Genomic DNA, 25,410 nt, shown 5'->3' with positions numbered 1-25,410 from the left:
CACGTTTAGCTTATCCTTACGTCTTGTTCAGCACGTTGTGCAACTAAACCAACCCCTTGTTTCTCCAATAGTGTTCGTACATTTTCTGCTTGAGTACTTAACACATTGTGCATAAACAACATTGGCATGGCGGCAGTCAAACCAAGCACAGTGGTAATAAGCGCGGTAGAAATACCCGAGGCCATCATCTTAGGGTCCGCATTGCCAAATTGAGTAATCACTTGGAATGTTTCAATCATACCGGTAACTGTGCCAAGTAAGCCTAACATGGGCGACAATGCGGCCAGTAGCTTGAGCATCGACAATCCTCTTTCTAACTTTTGTTGTTCATCTAATATCGTCTCGTATAAACGCAACTCCAACGCCTCTACGTTAGGCGACTGATCATACTTATACACTCCTAAAACTCGCCCTAATGCGTTGCTCCCTATGTTCTCTTTGTCTTTTAATTGTGCATTGATTTTCAAGCGACTTATGAGTAAGAAAATACCTTGTGTTAAACCGATCAATAAACCAATGGAGAGCAAAACCAATATTACCTTGCCAATAACACCAGCTTGTTTAACTCTCTCTTGCAACGTAGGGGTCAATGACAGTTGTTCCAGTAACTTACCGCCAGAGGGGTCGAGAGTAGCCAATTTTTGATGGCTCATTGTTACCCCCATAGGGGGAGGATTGGGAGGCTGAACATCGTAAGATTTTGCGCCTCTGCGTTCTCCTGACCAATCTAAGTACCCATTTTCATCAATCAGACCAAATGAGCCAATCCGTAGCACTGGTTTGTTTATCACAATGCCATCAGGCTTAACATAAGACACATCGAGCATAGTGACACTTGAACCTATCGCTAACTGGCGATTAAACGCTTCCCAAAGTGCATATAAGTGTGACTTAGATGGCAAGGTTTTGGCAGCAGCAATAAACTCAGCATTAGCTATAAACTCTTCCTCACCAATTGCGCTTACTGTATCTTCATGACTTGACTGAAACTCCTTTGCGACCTGCCTAGCCACACCAAATAACTCACCTAAACTACCCGATTCTAAGTGCAGCTTTTCTTCAGTTTGCGCGAGAAGCTGCTCGTTATCACTAAATTGTTCGGTTAGTTTCGCGATATTAAGATCCAGTTTCTGTCGTTTAAAAACAAGCTGGTCGCGTAGCTTCAATAACGCTTGTTCATCAGCCTGAAAAGCGTGTTCTCGCGCTCTATTTTCTATCTGTTGTTGTTCCCGTACCTGTTTTGTCGTTTTTAACAAATCGGCTTGAACATGGGAAGACAACACCAACAGCATCGATAAAACAGTCATACGACCTTTGTTCATTTCAATCTTCATTGGTTTACCTTCGACACGGAAAGAGGCAGCTTTAAAAGCGATGGGGTTGCGAGCTTTTCGGCAACAGAATAAGCATGGTTAAGTTCATTGTGTAGAACCGTATCCAATGATACCCACATTTTTTGTTTCGCTACCCACACCCAATAATGTTGCTTATCTAAGCTACGAGCAATGAAAGATATATGCCCGAGATACAGTTGCTCTGTTTCTCGGACGACGCCTTCTATTTCAATTGAGCTGGTATAAGTTCCAAGCTTATTAACGTAATCAACCTCTATTTGGTACGCCTCTAAAATTCGACGAAATTTTTCAGCATCGCTGATATCAGCCTGAACCATTAATTCATTAAGCGACTTAATTCTCTCCTCTCGCGTATCCTTTCGAATTGGCATATCTTGCGCAACATACGCAGTTAAGGTGTCCAGCATCTGATACATCAAAGGCACAATACTTTGTCTTGTACTTGATATTTGATTGAGTTGAGACTCCGCGCTTTCAAGTTCTTTAGCTTGACTATCTATAAGACGGTTAAGGTGATTTTCGTACACTTCTAAGCCATTAATTTCAGCTTTAAGCGCCTCGATTTCCGTTCGCAATTCAAACGCATGATCGGAACTATCGCTAACAATATTTTGACTCTTTTGAGCACTATTGATAATGGCACGCTCAACTTTTGCAGACTCTTCGATTTTTGCAGACCCATCGATAGAAGCGGCATGACTGGCTCCTGTGATCATGAAGAGGCTTAGCATCACTCTACTTTTTGAACCCAAATTGTTTTTAAATTTTTTCATAACAAGACTAGCTTTTTAATCGACCTTTGATTAAGAGGAGTATGAAATAAACCCCGCCTATAATGGATACTATCGTGCCCGCCGCAATTTGCGAAGGATAGACTATATTTTGCCCTAACCAATCAGAAAAGAGCATTAATGTTGCTCCAGTTGAAGCTGCCGTAATGATCTGTTGGCCCGCTTTCTTTGCACCTAACATAACGGCGATGTGAGGCGCTAATAAACCGACAAAAGCCACTGGCCCCATAACGCTTGTAACTACACCGCATAATAACGCCACACAACACAGCAATATGATAAATACTTTTTCAACCTCAACGCCTCTTGATTGTGCAAAGGCTCTGCCAGCAGAAATAAGCGTTAACCACCGCTGCATCACGCATACGGCCCCGATCAACAAAGCAACAACAACCGCTAAAAATAACGCTGAATAAGGTGGTACTCGGTAGGTGGACCCTGCTAGCCAGCTAAGGATAATATACGAATCCTCATTACCACGTACTAAAGAGAACTGAACTAAGGCTTCAATTAATGCGGTAAGTGCAATCCCACTTAGTACCATCATCGAAGGGACATAGTTATGTCTTTTTCCCAGTAGTATTAATATAGCTAGTACCACCAAACAACCGAGAAACGCAGTTAACGGAGCAGCATCAAATATATTGACGCCGAAAAACAGACTACCGACAACCAGAGAAAACGTAGCTCCAGCCGAAATACCAAGAATATCTGGACTCGCTAACGGATTGTATATTAAACGTTGAAGCAAGACGCCAGACACTCCAATGCCAGCACCTGCTGCTATTGATGTAACCATCCGTGGCCATCTCAACTGCCATCCAAATTCCGTCGGTATTTTCATTACCCACACGGTTGAGTCATCAACGACTTGTCTAGCCAAAAAAACACTCACAAACAAAACCATGCAAAAAACAAAAGTAAGGATTGATATCGTTGAATGTGTAAAAACTAAATGCGTTTTCGGTTGTGATAACGATATATTGTCTTGCGCATTCAATTTCTTTCTCGAAAAATAGATTAACGCCGGAGCACCAATAAACGCGGTTGCAATTCCACTTGGAACAATTTCTAAACTTATCGAGCTAAGCCAAATAGCTAAGGTATCCGTAAAAACTAATAGAAGTGCTCCCAACAAGGTACTAAGCACTAACTCATTTCTAGGTTTACTAGCCCCAAATTGCCTAGCAAAATTTGGGGCTAGTAAACCAATAAAACTGATCACCCCGACTACAGAGATAGCCGCTGATACTAACCACAACGCCAAACAAAGTAGAGCAAAAAACATAGGGGCAATATTTAACCCACGAGCAGTTGCGTTAGTTTGACCCAACCTCAACAACATGAGTACTCTCGGTGCAAAGACAAAAACAAATAGCGCAGGCGCAATGTTAGGTAACAACCAGACAACCTGATCCCAACCATTTTGGGCGAGATCTCCCGCTCCCCATATAAAAAGGTTTTTTGCGTATTGATCATTAAGTAAAACGATAGCAGTGGCGATAGCCCCTAATAAAATGTTTACAGCCATACCCGCTAGTACAACTGGGAGACCTGACAAATTTCGTACCCCAGCAATTAAAACCACCAGCAGTAATGTCATGATTGCACCAGAAAGTGCAAAAATAGTTGAAAAGTCATTTACTAATACAGGGAAGAATATATTGCAAATAACCAAAGCTAACCAAGCTCCCGAAGCCGACCCCAGTGTAAGTGGGGAAACAAGTGGGTTCTGAGTCAATTGTTGCATTACACTACCAGCAAGACCGAGTACACCGCCGACTAAAAGTGCCATCGTTAGTCTAGGTAAACGGGATTCCACAAACAAAATCGATGCATATTCGGATAGCTCAGTCTGCCTTGTAAATAGACTACCAATCAGATGCCACTGCTTCATGAGACTGATTTCGCTACCCACTTGTAACGACAAAAACAACCCAACAACTAGGACACCAAAATAGCGATAGGATCGAATCATCTGAATTTACCTACATATTCGTTCATCTATTTATCCGAACTCGTTTTTATCTTATGCGGTGCTATCTCCAGCAGTGATTGTGTTAATGCTTCTGCATTGTAAATTATCGACATGGCTCCACCGTAACTCCAAACAGATTCAACACTATTTACTCGGTTATTTTGGACGAAAGGCATCGCTTTCCATAGAACTGAAGATTTCAGTTTCTCTTCTTGGTCAAACGGCAGAATATAAAGTGCCACACTGTCATCAAATAGCTTATTCAAATCCATTAATCTTTTTTGTGTAACTCCCCATTGTGTTGAAGGCTGTGGAAGCGCAGGATTAATCCCTAATTGATTCAAAGCGTATTGAGTAATTGAATTATCACCATATAAATAGATCGATGTTAAGCTAGAGAATCGAAAAACAGCCACGTTAGGAAGAGAGCCACCATAAGCAATGGACAGTTGTTGTTTCAGATCATTAAGCCTTTTTCTCATTGTATCTAAACGCTGCTCTGCAAATTCGACTTTGCCCAATACCTTCGCGATTCGACGGTAATTTTCTATTGCCGAACTTATATTATTATGATCAGCACTATAGGTTTGATAATAAAGCACAGGAGCGATCTGCTCTAATCTATCTAGCAAGTCAAGTTGCGGAGAAGCAATAATTATAACGTCCGGATTTAACTCCGCTAAACGCTCTAAATTCGGTTCAACACGGGTACCAATATCTTGAATTGAGTTCGATGCTGTAGGCTTTACAACCCACTGTTTATACCCTTCAATATTGGGCATGGCGATAGGTGTAACGCCTAGCTCTATTACTTGTTCAGCAACATCCCAATTAAGTGTGGCAACCCTAATCGGCACACTGGATAACGTTCGTTTTCCTAGGCTATCTTCTACTGTTATTTGTGCATAACATGGGTTAAACACAAACAGCAATATTAACGCTAAAAACGATAACGAATATGGCAATTTCATTAACATATAACGGCTACTTTTGAATGATGGTTTGGGTGATTAATTAATCGCACTTTAGTAGAAAAAAGCTCAGATAATGTGTCGGAATTTAATAGTTTTTTAGCTTCACCTTCAAAGGCAACACGCCCATGTTTTAACGCTACTACGTTGGTGGCATATCGAATAGCTAAGTTGAGGTCATGAAGGATCACGATCATTCCCTTCCCCGTTTCTTGATTCAAACATTTGAGTAGATCCAAAATTTGGTATTGATACTGTATGTCCAACGCTGACGTAGGCTCGTCTAAAATCATTAAGCTTGATTGCTGCGCTAATAACATTGCGATCCAAGCGCGCTGCCTTTCTCCACCTGAAAGTTCGTCTGCCAAAAAATTCCGAGAATGAACTATATTGGTTTGTTCCAATGCTAAGTCGATATATTTTTTGTCTTTCATATTCCAGCGAGAGAGTAAACCACGCCATGGGTACCGTCCAAGACGAACCAATTCTTCTACATTTAGTCCTGCAACTTCGGGCAACTTTTGTGGTAAATAAGCTACCTGACGAGCAAGATCTTTTCTGCTATATCGAAATAGTGGCTCACCATTTAACGTCACTTCCCCATTATCAGGTCGTACTAAGTTAGCCAGCAAGTTTACTAGGGTCGACTTCCCTGAACCATTGTGTCCAAGCACGATAGTAAATGCCTTAGGGTCAATCGTGAGTTCGTCAATGTCCAATATGGTTCTATTATCACGGATCACTTTTACGTTACTTAATTGGTACATAATGGCTCTCTTATGCGCGGGCAGTTTGCACATCGCTCACCACCTTCTGTTTTATACACGAGGCAGCAACTGCGCCTTTTAAAAAGCACAGCCCCATCATTATTTGTTGCAAAAGATCTGAGATTACCTAATGGTAAACCGCAAGAAGACAACCACCATTTAGAATGCTGAATAACCTTTATAGCTTCTAGTTCAGGACAAACTTCTTTCATTTTAATGATGTTAGCCAATAGTGCATCTGCAAAAATCTGGCTTACAAATCCGGGGCGGCACCGCAACCAGGAGGCAAGCAGCATCCGATAATGAGAAAATAGTTTGGTCAGTTGTGCACCAGCAAATTCAATTAGTCGTTCCGTTTCAGCATCAGTAGTAAACTTAATCGTTTGAAACTGAAAGCCCATGACGTATGCACCGTGTTTCTTCTGAGAAAACCCTTCAAAGCTAGGCAACACCTTCATCCCATAAATGGCAATCATACTAATATAAATTGGCTGCCAACAAAGCATGTCCCACGTCCGGGTTAACCAGTAAGCAGGACCAGCTTCAGGATGATCCGATTGTATAGCGCGATACAACTGTTTGATGACAGCCAAGTCACTCATTTCGCCTATTAACATAGTCGCGTCATTACGAGCAACATCTCCCTTTAAATAAGGTGTTACTTGTTGACACAAAGTGTCCAACTGCTGAAATAATTCTCTGTGTTCAGTCACGTTATATATCTTTTTAAGAAAGCAACCGCCACATGCTCAAGCATGTGGCGGTTGCAAAGCTTTAATATTGAAAGTTGAAATTGAGCTCAACCGTTTGTTCTGCTCCATACCAGCAGTTCGCAGAGTCATAACAGGTGTAGTATTCAGTATTAAACAAATTATTAGCGACCAAATTTACGCTGGCTCCGTTAAATGATTCCGATACACCTTTAAGATCATAACCAACAGATAGATCCACCAGAGTATAACTTGGCACTTTATCAGTATTGGCTGCATCCATTTGCATTTCCCCTACATAACGAACGCCGGTACCAACTCTAGTCCCAGCCAGTACTCCTTGATAAAACTGGTAAGTAGACCAAAGATTCGCACTGTGCTCTGGGACATAAATCGGTGTTGTACCTTCTAATCCACCTTCACTGTCTTGAGTTATTTCCATATCGATATAGGTGTAACTAGCATTAACATCCCAAGAATCATTGAGAAGAAACTGAGCTTGGACTTCCAGTCCTTGCGACGTAACTTCACCTAACTGAAGTTCAGGACCCCAAAGATCGTCTGGGTTAGCCATCAGAGCATCACTTTTAACAATGTGGAATATGGATACGGAAGCATTCTTTGTTTGGTCATCTGATTGGTATTTGAGCCCTACTTCTATCTGCTCACCCACTTCTGGTTTATACGCTTCACCATCAGCATTAACGCCAGTAGCAGGTTCAAAACTCGTCGCATAACTTGCAAATGGAGCGACACCATTATCGAACTCATATAATGCCCCTAAACGATAAGAAAACTGCTCGTGATCAGCTTTTGTGTCTGAAGTCGAATAATCATCAACATATTTACTGTTACTTTCGTAACTATCATAACGGCCACCAGCGATAAGAACTGCCTTTTCCCAGCGCATTTGGTTTTGAAAGTAAACGCCGAGTTGCTCAACAGAAATATCATCTTTGGCGTTATAAGATTCAGTCAATGAGTTTCTATCTAACATGTCATTATTTGGTGAAAAAATATTAAATGCGTAGAAAGACGCATTTGACGTCGAATATTCTTTATATGAAGATTCACCATCAAGTTTTTGATAGTCCAAACCAAATAACAGGTTATGTTCAATATCACCGGTATAGACGTAACCTGACAACTGATTGTCGATGACAAAACCCGTCGATTCTTCTTCTGTGCTATAGATATTCCTACCTAAAACACCGGTTGATTCGTCAAAATTTGAGGCTATATGATAGGTATTCTCTTGCATCAAATCGGCGTCTGTGTAGCGAACATTTTGTAAAAATGACCAGTTATCACTAAGATCATGATTAATTTTATATCCTAGCATCAAAAACTCACGTTCAAATGCACTCCAGTTGTTATCACCAGCGAAGGTGGAAGCACTTGTCGTTCCATTTGTATTAGACGTAATCATTCCCGATGATGGGAGAGAAGAGTTCATTCCCATAGCAGGATCATTTTGATAATACAGATTGAAATTTATTAGCGTCTTGTCGTTCACTTGCCAGTCAACTGATGGTGCAATGACATAACGTTCTTCTTCAGTATTGTCAACTTGGCCATCTTGCTTGCGCGCTAATGCAACTAAACGATAATTCAAGCCGCTATCACCAAATTGCCCTGTTGTATCAATAGATGCTTCAATTAAGTTACGTGAACCCGCTGCTAAACCTAGGTTTGTTGCTGCTTCTTGTTGAGGTGTTTTTGCGATCATATTAACCATTCCACCCGGTGGCATTGACCCATACAACACCGATGAAGGTCCTTTAAATATTTCGACTTGCTGGAGTGCTATCGGATCGATTTGCGGCTGTAGGTTCCAACCATTTAGATATTGCAAAATCAATCCATCATAATAACTTTGCTGTACACCAAATCCACGAATGGCAAAAGTATCGTACATCGTCACCGCGCCACCTTTCGTTTCTGTCACAACTCCGGGGGCATAGCGAAGCGCTTGATTTAGTGATTTAACGCCGCGCTGTTCTAGTACTTCTCCATCAATAACCGTTACCCCTTGCGGAGTTTCTTCAGGCTCTAATGACGTTTTCGTTGCCGTGTTTCGATATGACTGACCTAAAACTTGAATAGTTTCTGTATCTAAATGAGGATCGGTTGTATTAGCAAGTGCGACTCCAGAAAAAGAGAATGTCAAAGTGAGAGCAATTGCACTTGTGATGGCACTGAGTTGAAACTCAGATTTGTTGCGATTTTTATTCATAATAGCCTACATAATAATAACGGTATTAACATATTTACCGACCCCCACTAACACTAATGAGAATCATTATCATGTGAATGATAGATGAAATCAATAAGAAAAAATTAACAATTTGGTGCAACTAAACAACACTATTCAACTAATTCCAGCTAATTAACATCAATAACAGCCTTTTGTTTAACAATAGGTAACCAATATTCAGCGATGATACTTTGGTGACCACTATCGAACGGCGGGTAGTAGATTTCCATCTCAAAAGCATTGTCTACAGTCACGTATCCTGACTCTGGTAACCACATGGCAGTTAACCATGTCACGGCTTTATGGAACTCATCCACATCACCTCTATATGGCAATACCGCATAGCTACACGCACCAATTTCTAACTGTTTGCAAATAAGTGCATCGTGCGTTGACAAACTTTCACTCGTTTTCTCCACCCCAGCCCAATAAATCAGTTCTCCGTCTATTTGACTAGCGGATAAGTCAATGATGCCGATGTGTGGACGCTCATCAGCTTTGTTTAAGCCTGCTTGCTTAAAAAACCGATCCCACGCGTAAGGAACTGTGCTTGAAAAGTCTGGTTCAGGTGAAAGTAAGCCTTTAATTACAGAGGGAACCCCATCTATAACAAAGGATTTTTTATGGTCTAAACGGACTTGATAGAGTGCATTCTCTGGAAAAAAACGGTTTCATTTAACTTAATCGGTTTCACCAAAGGAGACTTAATTCCCTTTTTAACCCCGTTAATTTGGTAGCGTTTAGGAGAAACTCCGAAAAACTGCTTAAATGCGCGACTAAAAGCGATTTCCGAATTAAATCCAAATTCATACGCGATGTCCGATATTCTATGCTTTCCACCAAGTACCATGATCGCGGCCTCACTCAGCTTAATCTCACGCACGTACTGAGCGACACTAAAACCGGTATAAGCTTGAAAAACTCGTTGCAACTGCCACCGCGACCAACAACTCTTTGATGCTAATTCTTCTAGACTTAGGGGCTTTCGAATATTGTCATGAATATAACCGAGTAGTTTTTCGATTCGAGTAAACGTGATTTTAGTATTCATGCTGTATCTTTCACTCGCTCATTATCAATTAACGCAAGCCTACCTAGTGAATAAACCATATAGACCTTATTATTCTCTGAATTCATGTAGGTGACATATACTGTAGAGTGACATTTCTTTTTCACGAGCAATCCTTAATTACATCTATAGGTTATTTATGAGAAAGCCCACACTCAAACGATAATGAGAATCCTTATCAATTGGTATAGTACCACTTCAATTGAAAATGAAAAGGATAACTATAGATCTATCAACGGAGACACCCCTCAAAAGAATTAAAAGGGCGTGATTGCATAGGACTGTACAAATAGTTCGTATTAATAAGGCTCTACGAGGTAACAACAGGGGGGATTCAGATAAACAATAGGGACCAATGACGAATTGACATCCGCTTCATACCAACAGTTATCATCTGTATTTCCATAATCATATATATCGAAATCCACCTTGTGAAAGAATGCGCTCATTCTTCAGATAGAGTCTATTTTGAAGCTAACACATAAATAATAACTATTTTCAATGTTATTGATATATGGCTCTACACAAACAGATAAGGAAACAATCGGCGTTTTTCTTCGTCTGTTAAAGATTCTACCCGCTGGATATTATTCTCCGGTATCGATTCTGGGTCTGGGTAGTGCTTTAATACTCGTTCCATACTTTCTTCTCTTATCAAGTGAAGTATCGGAAACGGTGATCGATTGGTTAGGTTCTCTTCATCATCTGGATGAGCCCCACCAAAACAATAGTCAGGATGGAATGTAGCGACTTGGTAAACGCCTTCCCAATCTTGCTGCTTGATCAGTGCATCAACCCAATCCAAAAAAGATTGTAGTCGTAAAAATCTTGAAGCATATCCGGTATCACAACCAGGGTAGTTTCTAACTGTTCTGCGCTATTTGCGTCTAAGACCATTAGCTGAGCGAGTATATCCTCTAGCAAACTCTCTTCATTTTGCGCATGAGATACCTCTATTTTAATCTGTTGGTTACGATTAGGTTTAGCCGCAAATGGACAAAGGTTTAAACCAATTACGACTTCTTCTAACCATTGTTGGGTTTGCGTTACTATTTGATTATCTTTCAAGACTCCTCCTTAGAAAGCGTTCAATTCTGGTTATTTTTAAGTAAATAACATAAAGAAAATATAGTTAAGCAGAGCAAAGTACCTCCAGCCATCACGGCGGCCCAAGCACCTTGTTGCCAGCAATATATGAGAAAAAATCCTCCCAGACTGCCGCCAACATAGTAGTGAACTAAATAAAGGGCGGTTGCAGTCGCCTTCGAAGTTATGGCTTTCTGGCTCACCCAACCGTACGCAAGAGCATGAGTAAAAAAAGCGCCACTGCTGATCAATAACAAACCAATAAGCATAAACGGAATACTGTCGACGTAAGCGATGAACATGCCTATCCCGGCAATCGTTGTCCCTAAAACCATCCCAGCAATCGGATGTCTTTTCTCTACCCATTTACCACTGTAACGAGAACTTAATGTGCCCGATAAATAACAGAGGAATGTAAGGGAGGTTAAGCTAGAAGGCAGGCTATAAGGCGCATCAGATAATCGAAAGCCGATGACTGTAAAGAGATTCACAAATAGAGCGAAATTAAAGCCACCAATCAACATTGCAAACCAAACTTCTCTATTCTTTAAATGTTGTAGCAATTGACGATTATGGTGGAAAAACAGGCCTCGTTGTGGCTTAAAATATTTTTGTGCTGGTAGATTTTTTAATACGGCAACGCCACCAATTAATGTAATCAAGGCAATAGCCATCGCAGCCACTTGCCAACTAAATAGATCGGTCAGCACCCCACCCACAATCCTTCCAGTAATCCCACCAAGCGAATTAGCTGCGATGTAACCCCCTACCGCTTGAGTTAAAGCAGACGGAGACATCTCTTCAGCCATATACGCAACAGCAACCGAAGCGAATGCAGCTAACGCTATTCCCATAGATGCTCTCGCAATGACCATGCTATAAAAGCTGGAATCGAATAACATGACGATATTAATGATTGGAGGAACAAATAACCCAACCAACATCACTTTTTTCCGACCAAACGATTCAGACACTAATGCCCAAGGGACTAAAAAAACCGACAACGTTAAGGTAGTTGAAGCAAATATCCAATTGACCTTGGTTGCTGATATCTCTAGCTCTTTTGCCAACTGAGGAAGAATCGGCTGAAAAAAATAGAGATTACAGAAAATCAAAAATGAGCCCAGCGCCATAGTAAAGCTAACTTTTTTATACTCTTTACTACCGAATTCGATCATACGGGCCCACTACCTAAATCAATTGATCAAAACTATCCATTACTTGCTGACACTTCATCACTCGCCCATGACCTTGCCCAGTTGTGGCAACCAAAGAAACGTTATTACCTTCTTCTGCGGCCCTTTTAGATACCGAGAACTTGGTAAACTTATCCACCTCATCATGCACAATAATTGTTTGAGAGCTGCGGCCCATTAAGTGCTGGTATGGGTCGATGATATGAATCGGGTAATGATATTGTTGCGATATTTCTGTCACAACATCTTTGAACAACTTAATTGAATAACCAGATCTTTCTACACTACCAAATAAGTTATCTAAATAATCTAATACCGGTGCAATCAAAAGCATCGGACAATTGGCAATTTTCACATGCTTACATTCGAGAGCAGAAGCAGTACCCATGCTATGACCAACAAGACCTGCCACTACATCCACGTTATCTAATACTTGCTCTAGGCAGAAAACAAAGGCAGGGATATGACCATATGCTCCGCCACTTTCACCGTGGCCTGGATGATCGTACGCAAAGGCGGTAAAACCTTTTGAAGCAATGTGTTCCATCAGTGGGTAAAACTGACTAGCGGTGCCGGACCACCCATGAGTAAGTATCCATATTGGCCCACTTCCCAACGAATACGTTTTAATAATGCCTTCTGAAGTCTCTACCTGACCACGTTTCAAGCCTTCTGGCTCTTGATTAAATGGTTTACTTCTTACCGGGGTTAACAGAAGCTTCCGAGCTGTTTTTTTGGCATGATTTGGCGCAAGCGTATGGTGAAGTCGGGTAGTGACATTAATCAATTTTCGTTTAACACCGAACTTTCCCGCTGTATTAAAATATATTTTCTCACTCACGATATTACCTTTATTCTCTTTGCCATTTTTAGACTGATTGCACTATATCAGCTTAGCTCTAAAATCCCAGTAACATTTATGAAACATTCTATCCCTTTAAACTGAGTTTTCATTCTTCAAGAGGTATGCAACAATGTCAAACAGCGATAACTTACTACCTTTAAAAGGATTTTCATGGGCAGCTTTATAGAGCAATTACTGTTTTCCGCCTCAATCACCGGACCAATCTGTCTCATGTTGCTACTTGGTGTTGTCTTGAAGCGCATCGCGCTAATTAATGACGAGTTTATTGATGTTGCATCAAAGTTGGTGTTTCAAGTCACGCTTCCAGCGCTACTTTTTCTAAGTATTGTTGGCTCAGAACACGATTTTTCTAATAGTACCTCCCTCATCGGCTACGGCATTACCGCCAACTTACTGTTCTTCATTATTGTGGTGATCTTTACTAAACGTATCTTCCCAAATTCGGATGACAATGGCGTTGTTATTCAAGGTAGCTATAGAGCCAATACTGCCATTATTGGGTTAGCTTATATTGCCAATGCGTATGGTGATACTGGCGTGGCGCTTGCGGCGATTTACGTTGCACCAATGACTATTTTGTACAACATACTCGCTGTCATCGCTTTGAGCCCGAAACAAAAAGAAAGTGGCCACTTTGAAGCGTTAGGCGTCATCGTTAAAACCATTACTAAGAACCCTCTCGTTATTTCTATTATGCTTGGTTTGGCCTTTTATTTCTTAACGATACCAGTCCCCAACATGATCATGGATGCAGGCCAATACTTTGCAAGAATGACTCTCCCACTGGCTCTCTTATGCACGGGGGGATCATTAAACATGAAGTCTATGAAAAACGATCAAGTCGCCACATGGTTTGCCACCGTGAATAAACTCGTTTTTGCCCCTATTTTTATTACCGTTGGAGCACTTTTGTTTGGTTTTCGAGGTATTGAGTTAGGTATTGTCTTCTTCATGAGCGCGGCTCCAACCGCCGCGGCAAGTTATGTTATGGCTAGAGCAATGGGAGGAAATTCTTCTTTGGCTGCGAATATAATTGCGCTAACAACAGTGGCATCTCTCATAAGTTGCACACTCGGTATATTTATACTTTCTAGCTTAAACTTAATGTAGCGATCTTTAGCCCATTACCACCTACAATTGCAGAGACGTTATTTTATAAAAGGAAAGCTCGATTTGAACATTCACGCTGGTTTAATTTGGCTGACTTTCCTCTATTGTTTACCTATCGTTAGCGTGCAAGCAGGCGAAAGCTGGCAACCAGTCGTAACCGAAAGCGGTATACAGATTCATAAACGAGAAAAGCACGCAGGGTTAGTCGAAATTAAAGCGCAAACACTTACTCCTACCTCTTTAGAGGCGTGTAGAGCACTACTGAGTGATGCAGAAAATATTTCCACATGGGTGTCCCATGCAAAAAAGGCGAATATTTTACAAAAGTTTTCTGAAAGCGAATATCTAGTTCAAACCATATTTACTACTCCCTGGCCCTCATCCAACCGAGATATGGTGACGCATTCCACGTTCTTTCAGCCCGATAAAAACACCTTAGTGCTTAATGTATTAGATGCCAACCAATCTTACCCGCGACAGGCCGGACTTGTGCGCATTACCGATGTGGAAGCGAATTGGACATTGCAAAAACTAAATAATGGAATGGTTCATATTTCATATACTGCTTATGCAAATCCAAATGGTATGTTACCAATATGGTTGGCCAATAAACTCACCATTAGCAGCGTATTGGAAACTTTTCGAGGCCTAAAAAAACGCCTTCCACTTTATCAGTGAAAGGCGTCGATATAAGTAAAGCGCGTGGACTACACCGCTATTACTTTAACTAATTTATAAAACATCGTCGAAAGCGGAGGAAGATTGATAGCAAGTGACTGATCTAACCCTTCACTGGCTTTCTTATCCGTTTTCACTGATTTCAGTACTTTATAGCCACTACCACTGTATTTTTCATCATCAGTATTAAGTAACAACTCGTATTTACCTGCGTTTGGAACGCCCAAGCGGAAACTTTCATGCGGTACCGGTGTAAAGTTTGTGATGACAAGTATTCTCTCGCCAGATTCACTGATACGTTCATGCGCTAAAATACTTGCGTCATCAGCATCTTGCAGACGCCATTCAAAGCCTTTTGGATCGCAATCTTGGTCGTGCATTGCAGGCTCGTCACTGTACAGGTGGTTCAGATCACGAGTAAGTGCTTGCACACCTTGATGACGTTCAAATTCAAGAAGATGCCATTCTAACTGCTCATCATGGTTCCATTCGGATGTTTGCCCGAACTCTGTTCCCATGAAGTTTAGTTTTTTACCTGGCTGACCATACATATAGCCTAAGTAAGCTCTTAAATTCGCTGTCTGCTGCCATTCATCACCTGGCATCTTATTATGAATTGAACGCTTACCGTAAACCACTTCATCATGTGAAAGTGATAATACATAGTTCTCACTGTGTGCATAAATAAGTGGGAACGTAATGGTATTGTGATGATATTTACGATGAACAGGATCTTCTTGCACATAAGATAAACTATCGTGCATCCACCCCATGTTCCACTTGAACCCAAATCCTAAACCGCCCATAAATGTCGGTGCAGAAACACCAGGGAAGGCTGTAGATTCTTCGGCAATGGTCATTGCATTAGGGAAATGTTTGTACACCTCTTCATTTACCCACTTAAACATCGCGATGGCATCATAGTTTTCGTTGCCACCATCTTGGTTTGGAATCCATTGGTCGTGGCTACGAGAATAATCAAGGTACAACGTAGAGGCGACAGCATCGACACGAATTCCATCAATATGGAACTGTTCAAACCAATACAGTGCGTTGGAAACTAAGAAACGACGAACATGTTCTCTACCAACATCATAAATGTAAGAGTTCCAATCTTGATGCCATCCTCGGCGAGGATCAGGATCATGATAAAGCGGAGTTCCATCGAAATTAGCAAGGCCATGGCTGTCTGCAGGGTAGTGCGCAGGAACCCAATCTAAAACCACGCCGATACCGGCTTCATGACACGCATCTACGAAAAACTTAAAGTCATCAGGCGAACCAAAGCGGCTTGTTGGTGCAAATAATCCAACCGGTTGATAACCCCAAGATCCATAAAATGGATATTCTGAAATAGGCATCAATTCTACGTGTGTATAGCCAAGGTCACTTAGATAAGGAACCAATTCAGCCGCTAATTCACGATAATTAAGGAAATTGCCATCTTTGTTTCGTTTCCATGAACCGGCATGTAGCTCATAAAAAGAGAGTGCTTCTTTGCGTTTTTCCGTAACTTCTCTGCCTTGCCACTTTTTATCTTGCCACTCATAACGATTATGATCATAAACGACAGAGGCAAATGAAGGATGCTGCTCTGCATGGAATCCCCATGGGTCAGCTTTATGAGGTAACCCTTCACCATTAGGGCCTTTTATCTCATATTTATATTGGGTGCCTTCGGCTAAATCAGGAACAAATAATCCCCAAATACCATAGTCTAAACGCTGCATAGGATTACGACGTCCATCCCATTCATTAAATGCGCCAATGAGGCTCATCGCTGATGCGTGAGGAGCGTAAACCAAGAAACGAGTACCGGTAACCTGATCACCATCCCGTTCCATAGTGACGATTTGCGCACCCATATGATGATACATTTGAACAGGAGAATGAAGTTCTTCAAACTCTCTATATAAACCATGATATTGATAAGGGTCATCAACGATTTGTTCTGTACCGTTCCAATCTACGGCTAATTTATAATGCGTAAATCTTAAATCTTTTTGTTGCTTTAAGATAAAACCATCACCGTTTGTTCTTTCTAGCTCTACGCGAGGCTCATCACCAACGACTAACTCAACTTTACTAGCGCCAGGTATCCAAACTCGTAAAGGAACATTGTCTGCATAGTGATACGGACCTAAAAATGAAAACGGATCCGCAAATGCTGCTTTTGAAAGCTGATCAAACGTTTGTGTTTCTTTTGAAATCTCTGTTTTTTTCAACTGTCGTCTCCCGATGCAATAAATTTTTATTCTCACTCTCTACTCAGTAAATATTCAATGTCATAAATACTGTCGTGAAAATTTCTCATAACTGATAAAGCACTAACAACTAACGTAAGTTAATCTTTCTTACCTACAAAAAAATACCCGCTAAAAGCGGGTATTAGCGAGATCCCATTCTATCGGACTCTCGGTAAATGTGGAGTGACTTAATCGATATTTTCTACGAGAAAATGATCTATCTTCCAGCTTCTTGACGCACTTCCGTCAGTCTTCTTGCAATTCTATTCACTTCTTCACGAGCAAATATGTCATCTAGACCAACAGAAAGCTTACGACGCCAGTTAGGATACTCATTTACCGTACCTGGAATATTTACTGGTTTATCCATTTCTAACCAGTCTTCTAGTTGCACACTTAGCAAGGTTGAAGAACCCGAGGCAAGATGAAGCTGCAATGCTTCACTTAAATGCTGATCCATTGGCACCATGGTTGCGTCTCTTCCTACGCTGTCTGGCAAATAACCGTGCCAAGCAACACTATTCAGTATCTCTTGCTTACACTTTAAGCGGTCATCAAAAAGAAGTTCAAGCTGTTTTTCGTCAGGGTATAACCCTAGCTCTTTACCCATTTTCAAATCGTCGCAATGCCAGAAACCACGTAATGTCGGCATGTCATGTGTACAAAGAGCGGACATAGACTGCTCTTTGTAATGCGACGGAGAATAATAACCACCATCTTCTGCTACTTCGAAAAAGAATACCTTGTAAGAATGTACCCCTGCTTCAGCTAGAATATCCACGATTTCATCGGGTACGGTACCCAAATCTTCACCAATAACAGAACATTGATGACGATGAGATTCAAGTGCAAGAATGGCAAGCATGTCTTCTACAGGGTAGTAGATATAAGCACCTTCTGTTGCACCTTCACCTTTTGGTATCCACCATAAGCGTAATAGACCTAAAACGTGGTCAATTCGTAGAGAACCACAATGCTTCATATTGGCACGAAGAAGTTTAATGTAGGCATCGTAACCCGTTTCTTGCAGTACTTGTGGGTTAAGTGGTGGTAAGCCCCAGTTTTGGCCAAGAGGGCCCAAAACATCGGGTGGCGCTCCAATACTTGCATCTTGAACAAGTACACCATCATCTGCCCATGTTTCAGACCCAGAGTCTGCAACACCCACGGCTAGATCTCGATAAAGGCCAACTGACATGCCCTTCTCTTCAGCCAAAGCTTGTGCTTCATGGATCTGGCTATCTGCAACCCATTGAAGATAAAGATACAGTTGAACTAACTCTTGATTATCCGCGATAAATTTTTGTACTGCGCTATTGTCAAAATGGCGATACTCCTCAGGGAACACCGGCCAACCCCAAATAGAGGAATCGTCTTTATGTAGCTTGCTGTGAAGCGCATCAAAAGCAGCCTGATGCTGCAAGCTTGCTCCACCCTCTTCAACGAAAGCCAAAAATTCAGCAGCACGATCACTTTCTTTGTCCAAATGACGTGTCTTAAATTCTTTGTATAACAGAGGTAATACACTCATCTTGAGCTCAGCAACTTCAGTGTAATTTACCCAGTGCGCATCACGCACTCTCTGCAGACGATGTTGGAAGTCTGTGCTACCGACTTTTTGTTGAGCTTCAATACTCAATACAAACTCAGGAACAGAACTTACGTCAATATAAAGAATATTCAACCAACGACGTGAAGAGGGACTATAAGGACTAGCACCTTCAGGATTTGCTGGAAATAATGAGTGAATTGGGTTCAAACCAACAAAATCACCACCACGGGACGCCACTTCGGCTACAAGCTGCTTGAGATCACCAAAGTCGCCAATACCCCAGTTATGCGGAGTACGAAGCGTATAAAGCTGAACACTCGGGCCCCACATTTTTTTACCCGCTTCGATTTGCTCTTGCTTGTAACAAGATGTCGGCGTAACAATCAATGTCATTTCATAAGGTGTCTTGCGACGTTTACGACTAACAATCAGTTTATGATAGCCCCAAGCAAGGTTTGGTAACTGAAAGATTAGCGCTCCGCCATCAGCTCGATCATCTCTAACAATCTGAGATTGCAAATACCCTTCAAGGACTTCGCCTTGCTCTGTTTCTAGACGCCAACTAAATTCGCTTTCACGTGCGCTCACGCCTAAGTTTAATTTGACTTCAACGGGTTGGTCGCTACCGCGGACAACAAGCACAGGATCGAGTACATCTTTTTTGTGCTTCTTTTCAGCCGATTTGAGCATCTTCTCATCACTCGACGTATCGTAACCGAGAGAAGTGAGTAATCGACGAATCGTCTCGTCTTTAACGGTCGCTTCTTCTCCCCATGCACTGACATAACTATCTGCAATTCTAGCTATTTCAGCGACTTGTTTTAGTGCTGATTGTTGTTTCATTATTTTCTCCGAAGCTGCCTTAGCATCTTCATTTTAAGTAGGGGTATGCCATGGATACCAAATCCAGTAATAGTCTCGAATCGACAACTCAACAAGGCTAAAACTGCTAGTGGATTGGGTATCAAAGCCAAGGTATTACTACCTTGGCTTTGGCTTTAAATTAGCGTTTAACCGCTTCTAGTTTCCAAATATTGTTTACATAATCACGGATTGAACGGTCAGAACTAAATTTACCCACTAGTGCTGTGTTCAGAATCGCTTTATGAGCCCAACCTTCTTGGTCACGATATTGAGCGTCCATATCTTCATGAGCTTTCACATAAGATGCGAAATCGGCTAGACACAAGTACGGGTCACCACCATCTAATAGGCTATCAAATGTCGCACGAAGCTTACCTGGTTCTCCTGGAGTGAATTCATCACTAAGCAGTAAATCCATTGATGCTTTAAGTAGGTGATCGGCATTGTAGTAATCGAATGGGTTGTAACCACTCGCACGCAGTTCTTCAACACCGTCTACATCCAAACCAAAGATGTAAATATTGTCGTCACCGACTTCTTCACGGATCTCCACGTTAGCACCATCCATAGTACCGATAGTTAACGCGCCGTTTAGAGCCATCTTCATGTTACCAGTACCAGATGCTTCTTTACCTGCGGTAGAAATTTGCTCAGATACATCCGCAGCAGGGATAATGATTTCTGCCATGCTTACACGGTAATCAGGAATAAATACAACTTTAAGTTTATGGTTTACACGCTTGTCATTGTTGATCTTCTCCGCCACTTTATTAGTTGCGTAAATGATCTCTTTTGCTAGGTGATAACCTGGTGCCGCTTTTGCTGCGAAGAATACAACACGTGGTGCCATATCAAATGTCGGATCATTTAGTAAACGATGATACAAAGACAAGATGTGCAGCAAGTTTAAGTGCTGACGCTTGTACTCATGAAGACGCTTAATCTGTACATCAAAGATCGCATTAGTATCTAGTTCAATACCCATGTTCTCTTGTACCCAGTCGGCAAGACGCTGTTTGTTTTCTTTCTTAACAGCCATGTATTTTTTCTGGAACGCTTTGTCATCTGCAAATTTTGCGATCTGAGTAAGCTGATCAAGATCTGCTGGCCACTCTGTACCAATTTTCTCAGAGATTAGATCTGAAAGACCCGGGTTACAGAACTTCAACCAACGGCGTGGTGTTACACCATTTGTAACGTTTTGCAGTTTGTTTGGATATAGCTCATTAAACTCTGGGAACAAGTCACGTTTAACTAGCTCTGAGTGAAGTGCCGCTACACCATTGACAGCGTATGAACCAACAACACAGAGGTTAGCCATGCGAACCATGCGGTGGAAACCTTCTTGAATAATAGAAAGTTTACGCTGCTTATCAACATCACCAGGCCACTTAGCGCGCACGTCTTTTAAGAATAAGTGGTTGATTTGATAAATTATTTCCATATGACGAGGAAGAAGACGCTGGATTAGTGACTCGCTCCACGTTTCTAATGCTTCTGGAAGCAAAGTATGGTTTGTATATGCAAATGTCTTAGTACAGATCGCCCATGCATCGTCCCAAGATAAGCCACGCTCATCCATTAGAATGCGCATTAGTTCAGGAATAGAGATTGTTGGGTGCGTATCATTTAGCTGTATCGTTTCATACTTAGGCAAGTCAGTAATTTTATGACCTGCAGCGTCGTGACGACGTAAAATATCCGCGATTGATGCAGCACTATGGAAATACTGTTGCATCAAGCGCAGTGTTTTACCTTTTTCATGGTTGTCGTTTGGATAAAGTACTTTAGTAATGTTACCTGAGTCAATTAGAGCATGCTGCGCCTCAAAGTAATCACCATTGTTGAAGCTTTCAAGTGAGAATGGAGCGATTGCTCGACATTCCCATAGGCGTAATGGGTAAACGGTGTCACTTTCATAACCAACGATTGGTAGATCCCAAGGCATACCTTGAACTTCCATTCCTGGTACCCAACGACGTTTTTCAACACCGTTAACGAACTCAGATTCTACATGGCCATAAAAACCGATTTGCTGTGCGTATTCAGGACGCGCTACTTCCCACGGGTAACCTTCTACACCCCGCCAAGCATCAGGCGCTTCTTTTTGATGTCCTTGCTCAAATGATTGTTTGAACAAGCCGTATTCATAATGAAGTCCATAACCGATTGTTGGGAATTCTTGTGCGGCACATGAATCCATGAAACATGCAGCAAGACGACCCAAACCACCATTACCTAATGACGGATCACGTTCTTCTTCAAGCAAATCTGAAAGGCTCTGACCAAGTTCGTTCATTGCATCTGTTATATGTGCGTACAGACCCATACTAATCAAGTTATTACCGGTTAAACGGCCGATTAGAAATTCTAGAGAAAGATAGTTAACACTCTTCGCGTTTTGAATTGCCTTATCATTTTCTGTTTCTAATAGGTCAAATGTGGTCAATTCAGCCAATGCACGTCCCATTGCTAGGTACCATGCACGAGAGTCTGCATTTTCTACAGTTGTCGCATAAGTTGCAGTTAAGTGTTTCTTTACATTTTCTTGGAAAGAGGCTTTATCAAACTTCTTTTGTTGAGTTGGTTTCATAGCGAAATCTCATTAATTATCAATTTATCTGCGGTATATCCTGCATTGACTGAACAAGCAGAACATCCTCCCATAAACGAGGCATAGGAGGAGGAGTAGCTAGGGCGTAGATACTCCGCTCCTACACATTTCAAGATCTAAATCACATTGCTACGGTTGATTTAATCAACTTAAGTGATTCAGATCACGTGTACATCTCTTTACCTCAATTAGCCGTAAACCGGCTAAAAATGACCTATCGAAAAAAGTAACTAGAAAATGTCGAATTGGTCACAAAATAATTAAAGCTTAGAATTGTTTCAGCCATACTAATATGTACAGGTGGAATAATTTTTTATATCCAAACCTGCACAAAATGCGAGAGTCATCCCAAATATGGGGCGTAGATGATCATTAATATGCGCTGGATCATACATATATGAGAATAGCCATGTACTGAAAGGGGAACCTTAACGTAGGATTGACGTAATCAAACAAAAACAAGTGTATAAGTAGCCTCTACGACTGCTTAAATGCTAACCGTGGGATATTTTCCCAGTTCAAAATAACTCATTGAATATAAATATGTTGATACCATCAAAACTAACTAGACCAGGCCGATTGCATAACGCGATTGTTAGACCAAGAGTATTAGATTTACTACAACAAGCTCCCTATTATAAGCTTGTGCTTTTCCGTTCGCCCGCGGGTTATGGTAAAACCACCATGGCCGCACAATGGCTAGCAAATAAAAGTGCCGTAGGTTGGTATAGCTTAGATGATAGCGACAATGACCCTTCTCGTTTTGTTAACTACTTTATTCAAGCAATAAACAGAGCAACGGATGGACAATGCCCGAGTTCGCAAACACTAGCGGAAAGACGTCAGTTTTCCTCAATCCATTCTTTATTTGCCGAGGTTTTTTCTGAACTATCAGACTACGTCGGTGAGTTTTACGTTGTACTTGATGATTACCACCTCATCGATTCAGATGAAATACATGAAGCCATGCGTTTTTTCCTAAAGCACATGCCTGACAACATGACACTGGTTGCAACGAGTCGTGGCACACCGCCCTTGGGTACCGCTAACCTTAGAGTTAGAGACCTAATGATCGAAATAGATAATGGTTTGTTAGCCTTCGATACAGAAGAAACTACCCGATTTTTTAATCAGCGAGTATCTGAAGGTATTGATGATACTACTGCGACAAATTTACAAACCTATGTTGAAGGTTGGCCTTCTGCCTTACAGCTCATTGCACTGCAAGCTCAACATCAGAAGCGTACATTAGCTCAATCCGCAGAGTCAGTATCTCAATTCAACCACGCTCATTTATGGGATTATCTGATTGAAGAAGTCTTTGATTTACTTGATGAGGATACCAAATATTTTTTGATGCAATGCTCTGTTCTCGAAACGTTCAATGATTCTCTGGTCACTGACCTTACCGATCGAGAAGACTCACTTGGTATGATCGAATCACTCAATCGATTTGGGCTCTTTATTTATCACCTTGAAGGTGAGCAGGACTGGTATCGCTTCCATCACCTCTTTGGTGAGTTTCTTGCGCATCAAAGAAAAGCACGAATCGCTAATGAAGAAGTAAAATTACATCAGAAAGCGGCAAAAGCTTGGCTTAAGTTAGACATACCTTATCAGGCTCTGCGTCATGCTCAAAGAGCCAAGGATGATGCGCTAATAGCGAAAATCATCATTAATTCCGGTTGGAAAATGTTCAACAATGGTGAATTAATAGTATTAGAAAACGCATTAAATCAATTAGATAAAGATTTACTGTACAGCAACATGACACTTTCTCTTTTACGTGCATGGCTATCTCAGAGTCAACATAGATATAATCAAGTTGAAGACATGTTGAGAGTATCTCTATCAGAAATGAAAGAGCGAAATATAAAGCTAAGTACAAATGATCAAGGGCAAGTCAACACACTACTTGCTCAAGTAGCGATCAATAAAAATGACCCACAACGCGCTCTAGAACTCGCGGAACTCGCCTTAAGTCAGCTAGACACTACCGTTTATCGTAGCCGAATAGTAGCAACATCAATTGTGGGTGAGGTTAACCATGTTTTAGGTGAACTCGAGCGTGCCTTGCCTTTAATGCAACAGACTGAAAAATTGGCTCGGCAGCATCAATTATATCATCAAGCTTTATGGGCATTACTCCAACAAAGTGAAATCTTGGTAGCACAAGGTTTTGTACAAGCCGCCTATGAGATGCAAGACAACGCCTTCAAACTCATTGAAGAGCAAAAACTTCAGCAACTACCATTACATGAATTTTTGCTGCGTTCGAGAGCTCAAATACTTTGGTGCTGGAATCGTTTGGACGAAGCAGAAGAGTGCGCCTATAAAGGCATTGATGTTCTAGGTAAAGTAGACCAAAGCAAACACTTACACAGTTATTCCATGTTGGCTCGTATTGCGATTGGCCGAGGAGAACTTGATAAAGCAGCTAGATTTATAGAGCAAATTGAGCATCTGCTGGAACAATCCACCTACCACTTAGATTGGACAGCAAACGCCTCACTCTCTTTAATTCTATACTGGCAAGCACGCAATGACTTTGATTCGACAGAATCTTGGTTAAATCAGGCCAATCGTCCATCTGAAGCGAAAAATCATTTTTTACAGCTTCAATGGAGAAACATTACCCGCGCTCAGATATACGTAGGGCGCTACGATGACGCAGCCAAGAGCTTGGCGTTTTTACAAAGTGAAGCAGAAACTGCAAGACTGATCACCGACATAAATCGAAATTTGATTGTCGATGCTATCCTTGCAATAAAACAAAACAATGAAGAGCATGCTAGCGTTAGACTTAAAGAAGCATTAAGCATGACAAATCAAACCGGAATGATAGGAAACTTCCTAATTGACGGCACTTCTATTGACCACCTCTTGCAAAAATTGATGAATAAATCAACGTTAGGCGATCTAGAAAAACATAGAGCACAGCAACTTGTAAAAGATATATCTAGCAAGCAACGAAGTCGTTCAGTCCATTTTGATGAAGAATTTATAGACAAACTTCTCAATCATCCGAATATTCCTGAGTTGGTCCGAACTAGCCCATTAACTCAAAGGGAGTGGCAAGTATTGGGTTTAATCTACTCTGGTTTCAGTAATGAACAGATCGCACAAGAACTCGATGTTGCAGGGACAACCATCAAAACACATATTCGTAATCTTTATCAAAAGCTAAATATCGCTAATAGAAAAGAGGCGATTGAAACTGCAGAGAATTTACTCAATTTAATGGGGTATTGATAGCATCACCCTCATAGGCGAAATCGATATTCTAGTATTTAGTTTCGTG

Annotated in this window: 17 protein-coding genes and 1 pseudogene; 3 read left to right on the top strand and 15 right to left on the bottom strand. The window is 41.3% G+C overall.

Going from position 1 to position 25,410, the window contains the following annotated elements; genetic code table 11:
• Positions 1–5 precede the first annotated feature (5 nt).
• From PGX00_RS19420 to PGX00_RS19365, 12 genes and pseudogenes are all read right to left on the bottom strand, one after another.
• A complete protein-coding gene (locus PGX00_RS19420; protein ID WP_272139658.1) occupies positions 6–1,334 on the bottom strand; it encodes a MotA/TolQ/ExbB proton channel family protein in 1,329 nt (442 codons plus the stop codon).
• A complete protein-coding gene (locus PGX00_RS19415; RefSeq protein ID WP_272139656.1) occupies positions 1,331–2,128 on the bottom strand; it encodes a DUF3450 domain-containing protein in 798 nt (265 codons plus the stop codon). The genes PGX00_RS19420 and PGX00_RS19415 overlap by 4 nt, the downstream gene beginning before the upstream one ends.
• 7 nt (positions 2,129–2,135) lie before the next feature.
• Positions 2,136–4,124, bottom strand: a complete 1,989-nt coding sequence (gene fhuB / locus PGX00_RS19410) for a Fe(3+)-hydroxamate ABC transporter permease FhuB (RefSeq protein WP_272139654.1) — start codon at positions 4,122–4,124, stop codon at positions 2,136–2,138.
• Positions 4,125–4,150: 26 nt separating this feature from the next.
• A complete protein-coding gene (locus PGX00_RS19405) occupies positions 4,151–5,101 on the bottom strand; it encodes an iron-siderophore ABC transporter substrate-binding protein (RefSeq protein WP_272139651.1) in 951 nt (316 codons plus the stop codon).
• Entirely contained in the window at positions 5,095–5,862 is a 768-nt protein-coding gene (locus PGX00_RS19400; protein WP_272140925.1) for an ABC transporter ATP-binding protein, read from the bottom strand. Before PGX00_RS19400 ends, PGX00_RS19405 begins: the two co-directional genes overlap by 7 nt.
• Positions 5,850–6,575, bottom strand: coding sequence for a siderophore ferric iron reductase (locus PGX00_RS19395; RefSeq protein ID WP_272139649.1), 726 nt, complete (start codon positions 6,573–6,575; stop codon positions 5,850–5,852). The genes PGX00_RS19400 and PGX00_RS19395 overlap by 13 nt, the downstream gene beginning before the upstream one ends.
• A 61-nt stretch (positions 6,576–6,636) precedes the next feature.
• Positions 6,637–8,808, bottom strand: coding sequence for a TonB-dependent siderophore receptor (locus PGX00_RS19390; RefSeq protein ID WP_272139647.1), 2,172 nt, complete (start codon positions 8,806–8,808; stop codon positions 6,637–6,639).
• A gap of 149 nt (positions 8,809–8,957) precedes the next feature.
• Positions 8,958–9,416 (bottom strand): GyrI-like domain-containing protein, encoded by a 459-nt coding sequence (locus PGX00_RS19385; protein ID WP_272140923.1) that lies wholly within the window; start codon positions 9,414–9,416, stop codon positions 8,958–8,960.
• A gap of 41 nt (positions 9,417–9,457) precedes the next feature.
• Complete coding sequence (locus PGX00_RS19380; RefSeq protein WP_272139645.1) at positions 9,458–9,880, bottom strand: helix-turn-helix domain-containing protein; 423 nt, start codon at positions 9,878–9,880, stop codon at positions 9,458–9,460.
• Between the two features lie 538 nt (positions 9,881–10,418).
• Positions 10,419–10,966, bottom strand: a pseudogene (locus tag PGX00_RS19375) (DUF1415 domain-containing protein).
• A gap of 20 nt (positions 10,967–10,986) precedes the next feature.
• On the bottom strand, positions 10,987–12,162 hold the full coding sequence (locus PGX00_RS19370; protein WP_272139643.1) for an MFS transporter: 1,176 nt from the start codon (positions 12,160–12,162) through the stop codon (positions 10,987–10,989).
• A 13-nt stretch (positions 12,163–12,175) separates the two neighbouring features.
• Positions 12,176–13,021, bottom strand: coding sequence for an alpha/beta fold hydrolase (locus PGX00_RS19365; protein WP_272139641.1), 846 nt, complete (start codon positions 13,019–13,021; stop codon positions 12,176–12,178).
• 174 nt (positions 13,022–13,195) lie between these two features.
• Here PGX00_RS19365 and PGX00_RS19360 point away from each other — a divergent pair, with 174 nt between their 5' ends.
• Together PGX00_RS19360 and PGX00_RS19355 are read left to right on the top strand one after the other, a co-directional pair.
• Positions 13,196–14,155, top strand: a complete 960-nt coding sequence (locus PGX00_RS19360) for an AEC family transporter (RefSeq protein WP_272139639.1) — start codon at positions 13,196–13,198, stop codon at positions 14,153–14,155.
• Positions 14,156–14,218: 63 nt separating this feature from the next.
• The gene (locus PGX00_RS19355; RefSeq protein ID WP_272139637.1) at positions 14,219–14,833 is read left to right on the top strand and encodes an START domain-containing protein; all 615 of its coding nucleotides are present in this window, start codon (positions 14,219–14,221) and stop codon (positions 14,831–14,833) included.
• A gap of 29 nt (positions 14,834–14,862) precedes the next feature.
• Here PGX00_RS19355 and glgB read toward each other — a convergent pair whose 3' ends face one another.
• The 3 genes from glgB to PGX00_RS19340 all read right to left on the bottom strand — a co-directional run bounded on the left by glgB (position 14,863) and on the right by PGX00_RS19340 (position 22,088).
• Positions 14,863–17,058 (bottom strand): 1,4-alpha-glucan branching protein GlgB, encoded by a 2,196-nt coding sequence (glgB, locus tag PGX00_RS19350; RefSeq protein WP_272139634.1) that lies wholly within the window; start codon positions 17,056–17,058, stop codon positions 14,863–14,865.
• Between the two features lie 238 nt (positions 17,059–17,296).
• Positions 17,297–19,474 carry a 4-alpha-glucanotransferase gene (gene malQ / locus PGX00_RS19345; protein ID WP_272139632.1) on the bottom strand — a complete coding sequence of 726 codons (2,178 nt, stop codon included), beginning with the start codon at positions 19,472–19,474 and terminating at the stop codon, positions 17,297–17,299.
• 160 nt (positions 19,475–19,634) lie between these two features.
• A complete protein-coding gene (locus tag PGX00_RS19340; RefSeq protein WP_272139630.1) occupies positions 19,635–22,088 on the bottom strand; it encodes a glycogen/starch/alpha-glucan phosphorylase in 2,454 nt (817 codons plus the stop codon).
• 564 nt (positions 22,089–22,652) lie between these two features.
• On the opposite strand from PGX00_RS19340, the gene malT reads away from it, so the two are divergent.
• On the top strand, positions 22,653–25,361 hold the full coding sequence (gene malT, locus PGX00_RS19335; RefSeq protein WP_272139628.1) for an HTH-type transcriptional regulator MalT: 2,709 nt from the start codon (positions 22,653–22,655) through the stop codon (positions 25,359–25,361).
• The last annotated feature ends 49 nt before the right edge of the window (positions 25,362–25,410 follow it).

The organism is Vibrio algarum (genome assembly GCF_028204155.1).
GTDB lineage: Bacteria > Pseudomonadota > Gammaproteobacteria > Enterobacterales > Vibrionaceae > Vibrio > Vibrio algarum.
This window is presented reverse-complemented; position numbering and strand designations above follow the sequence as displayed.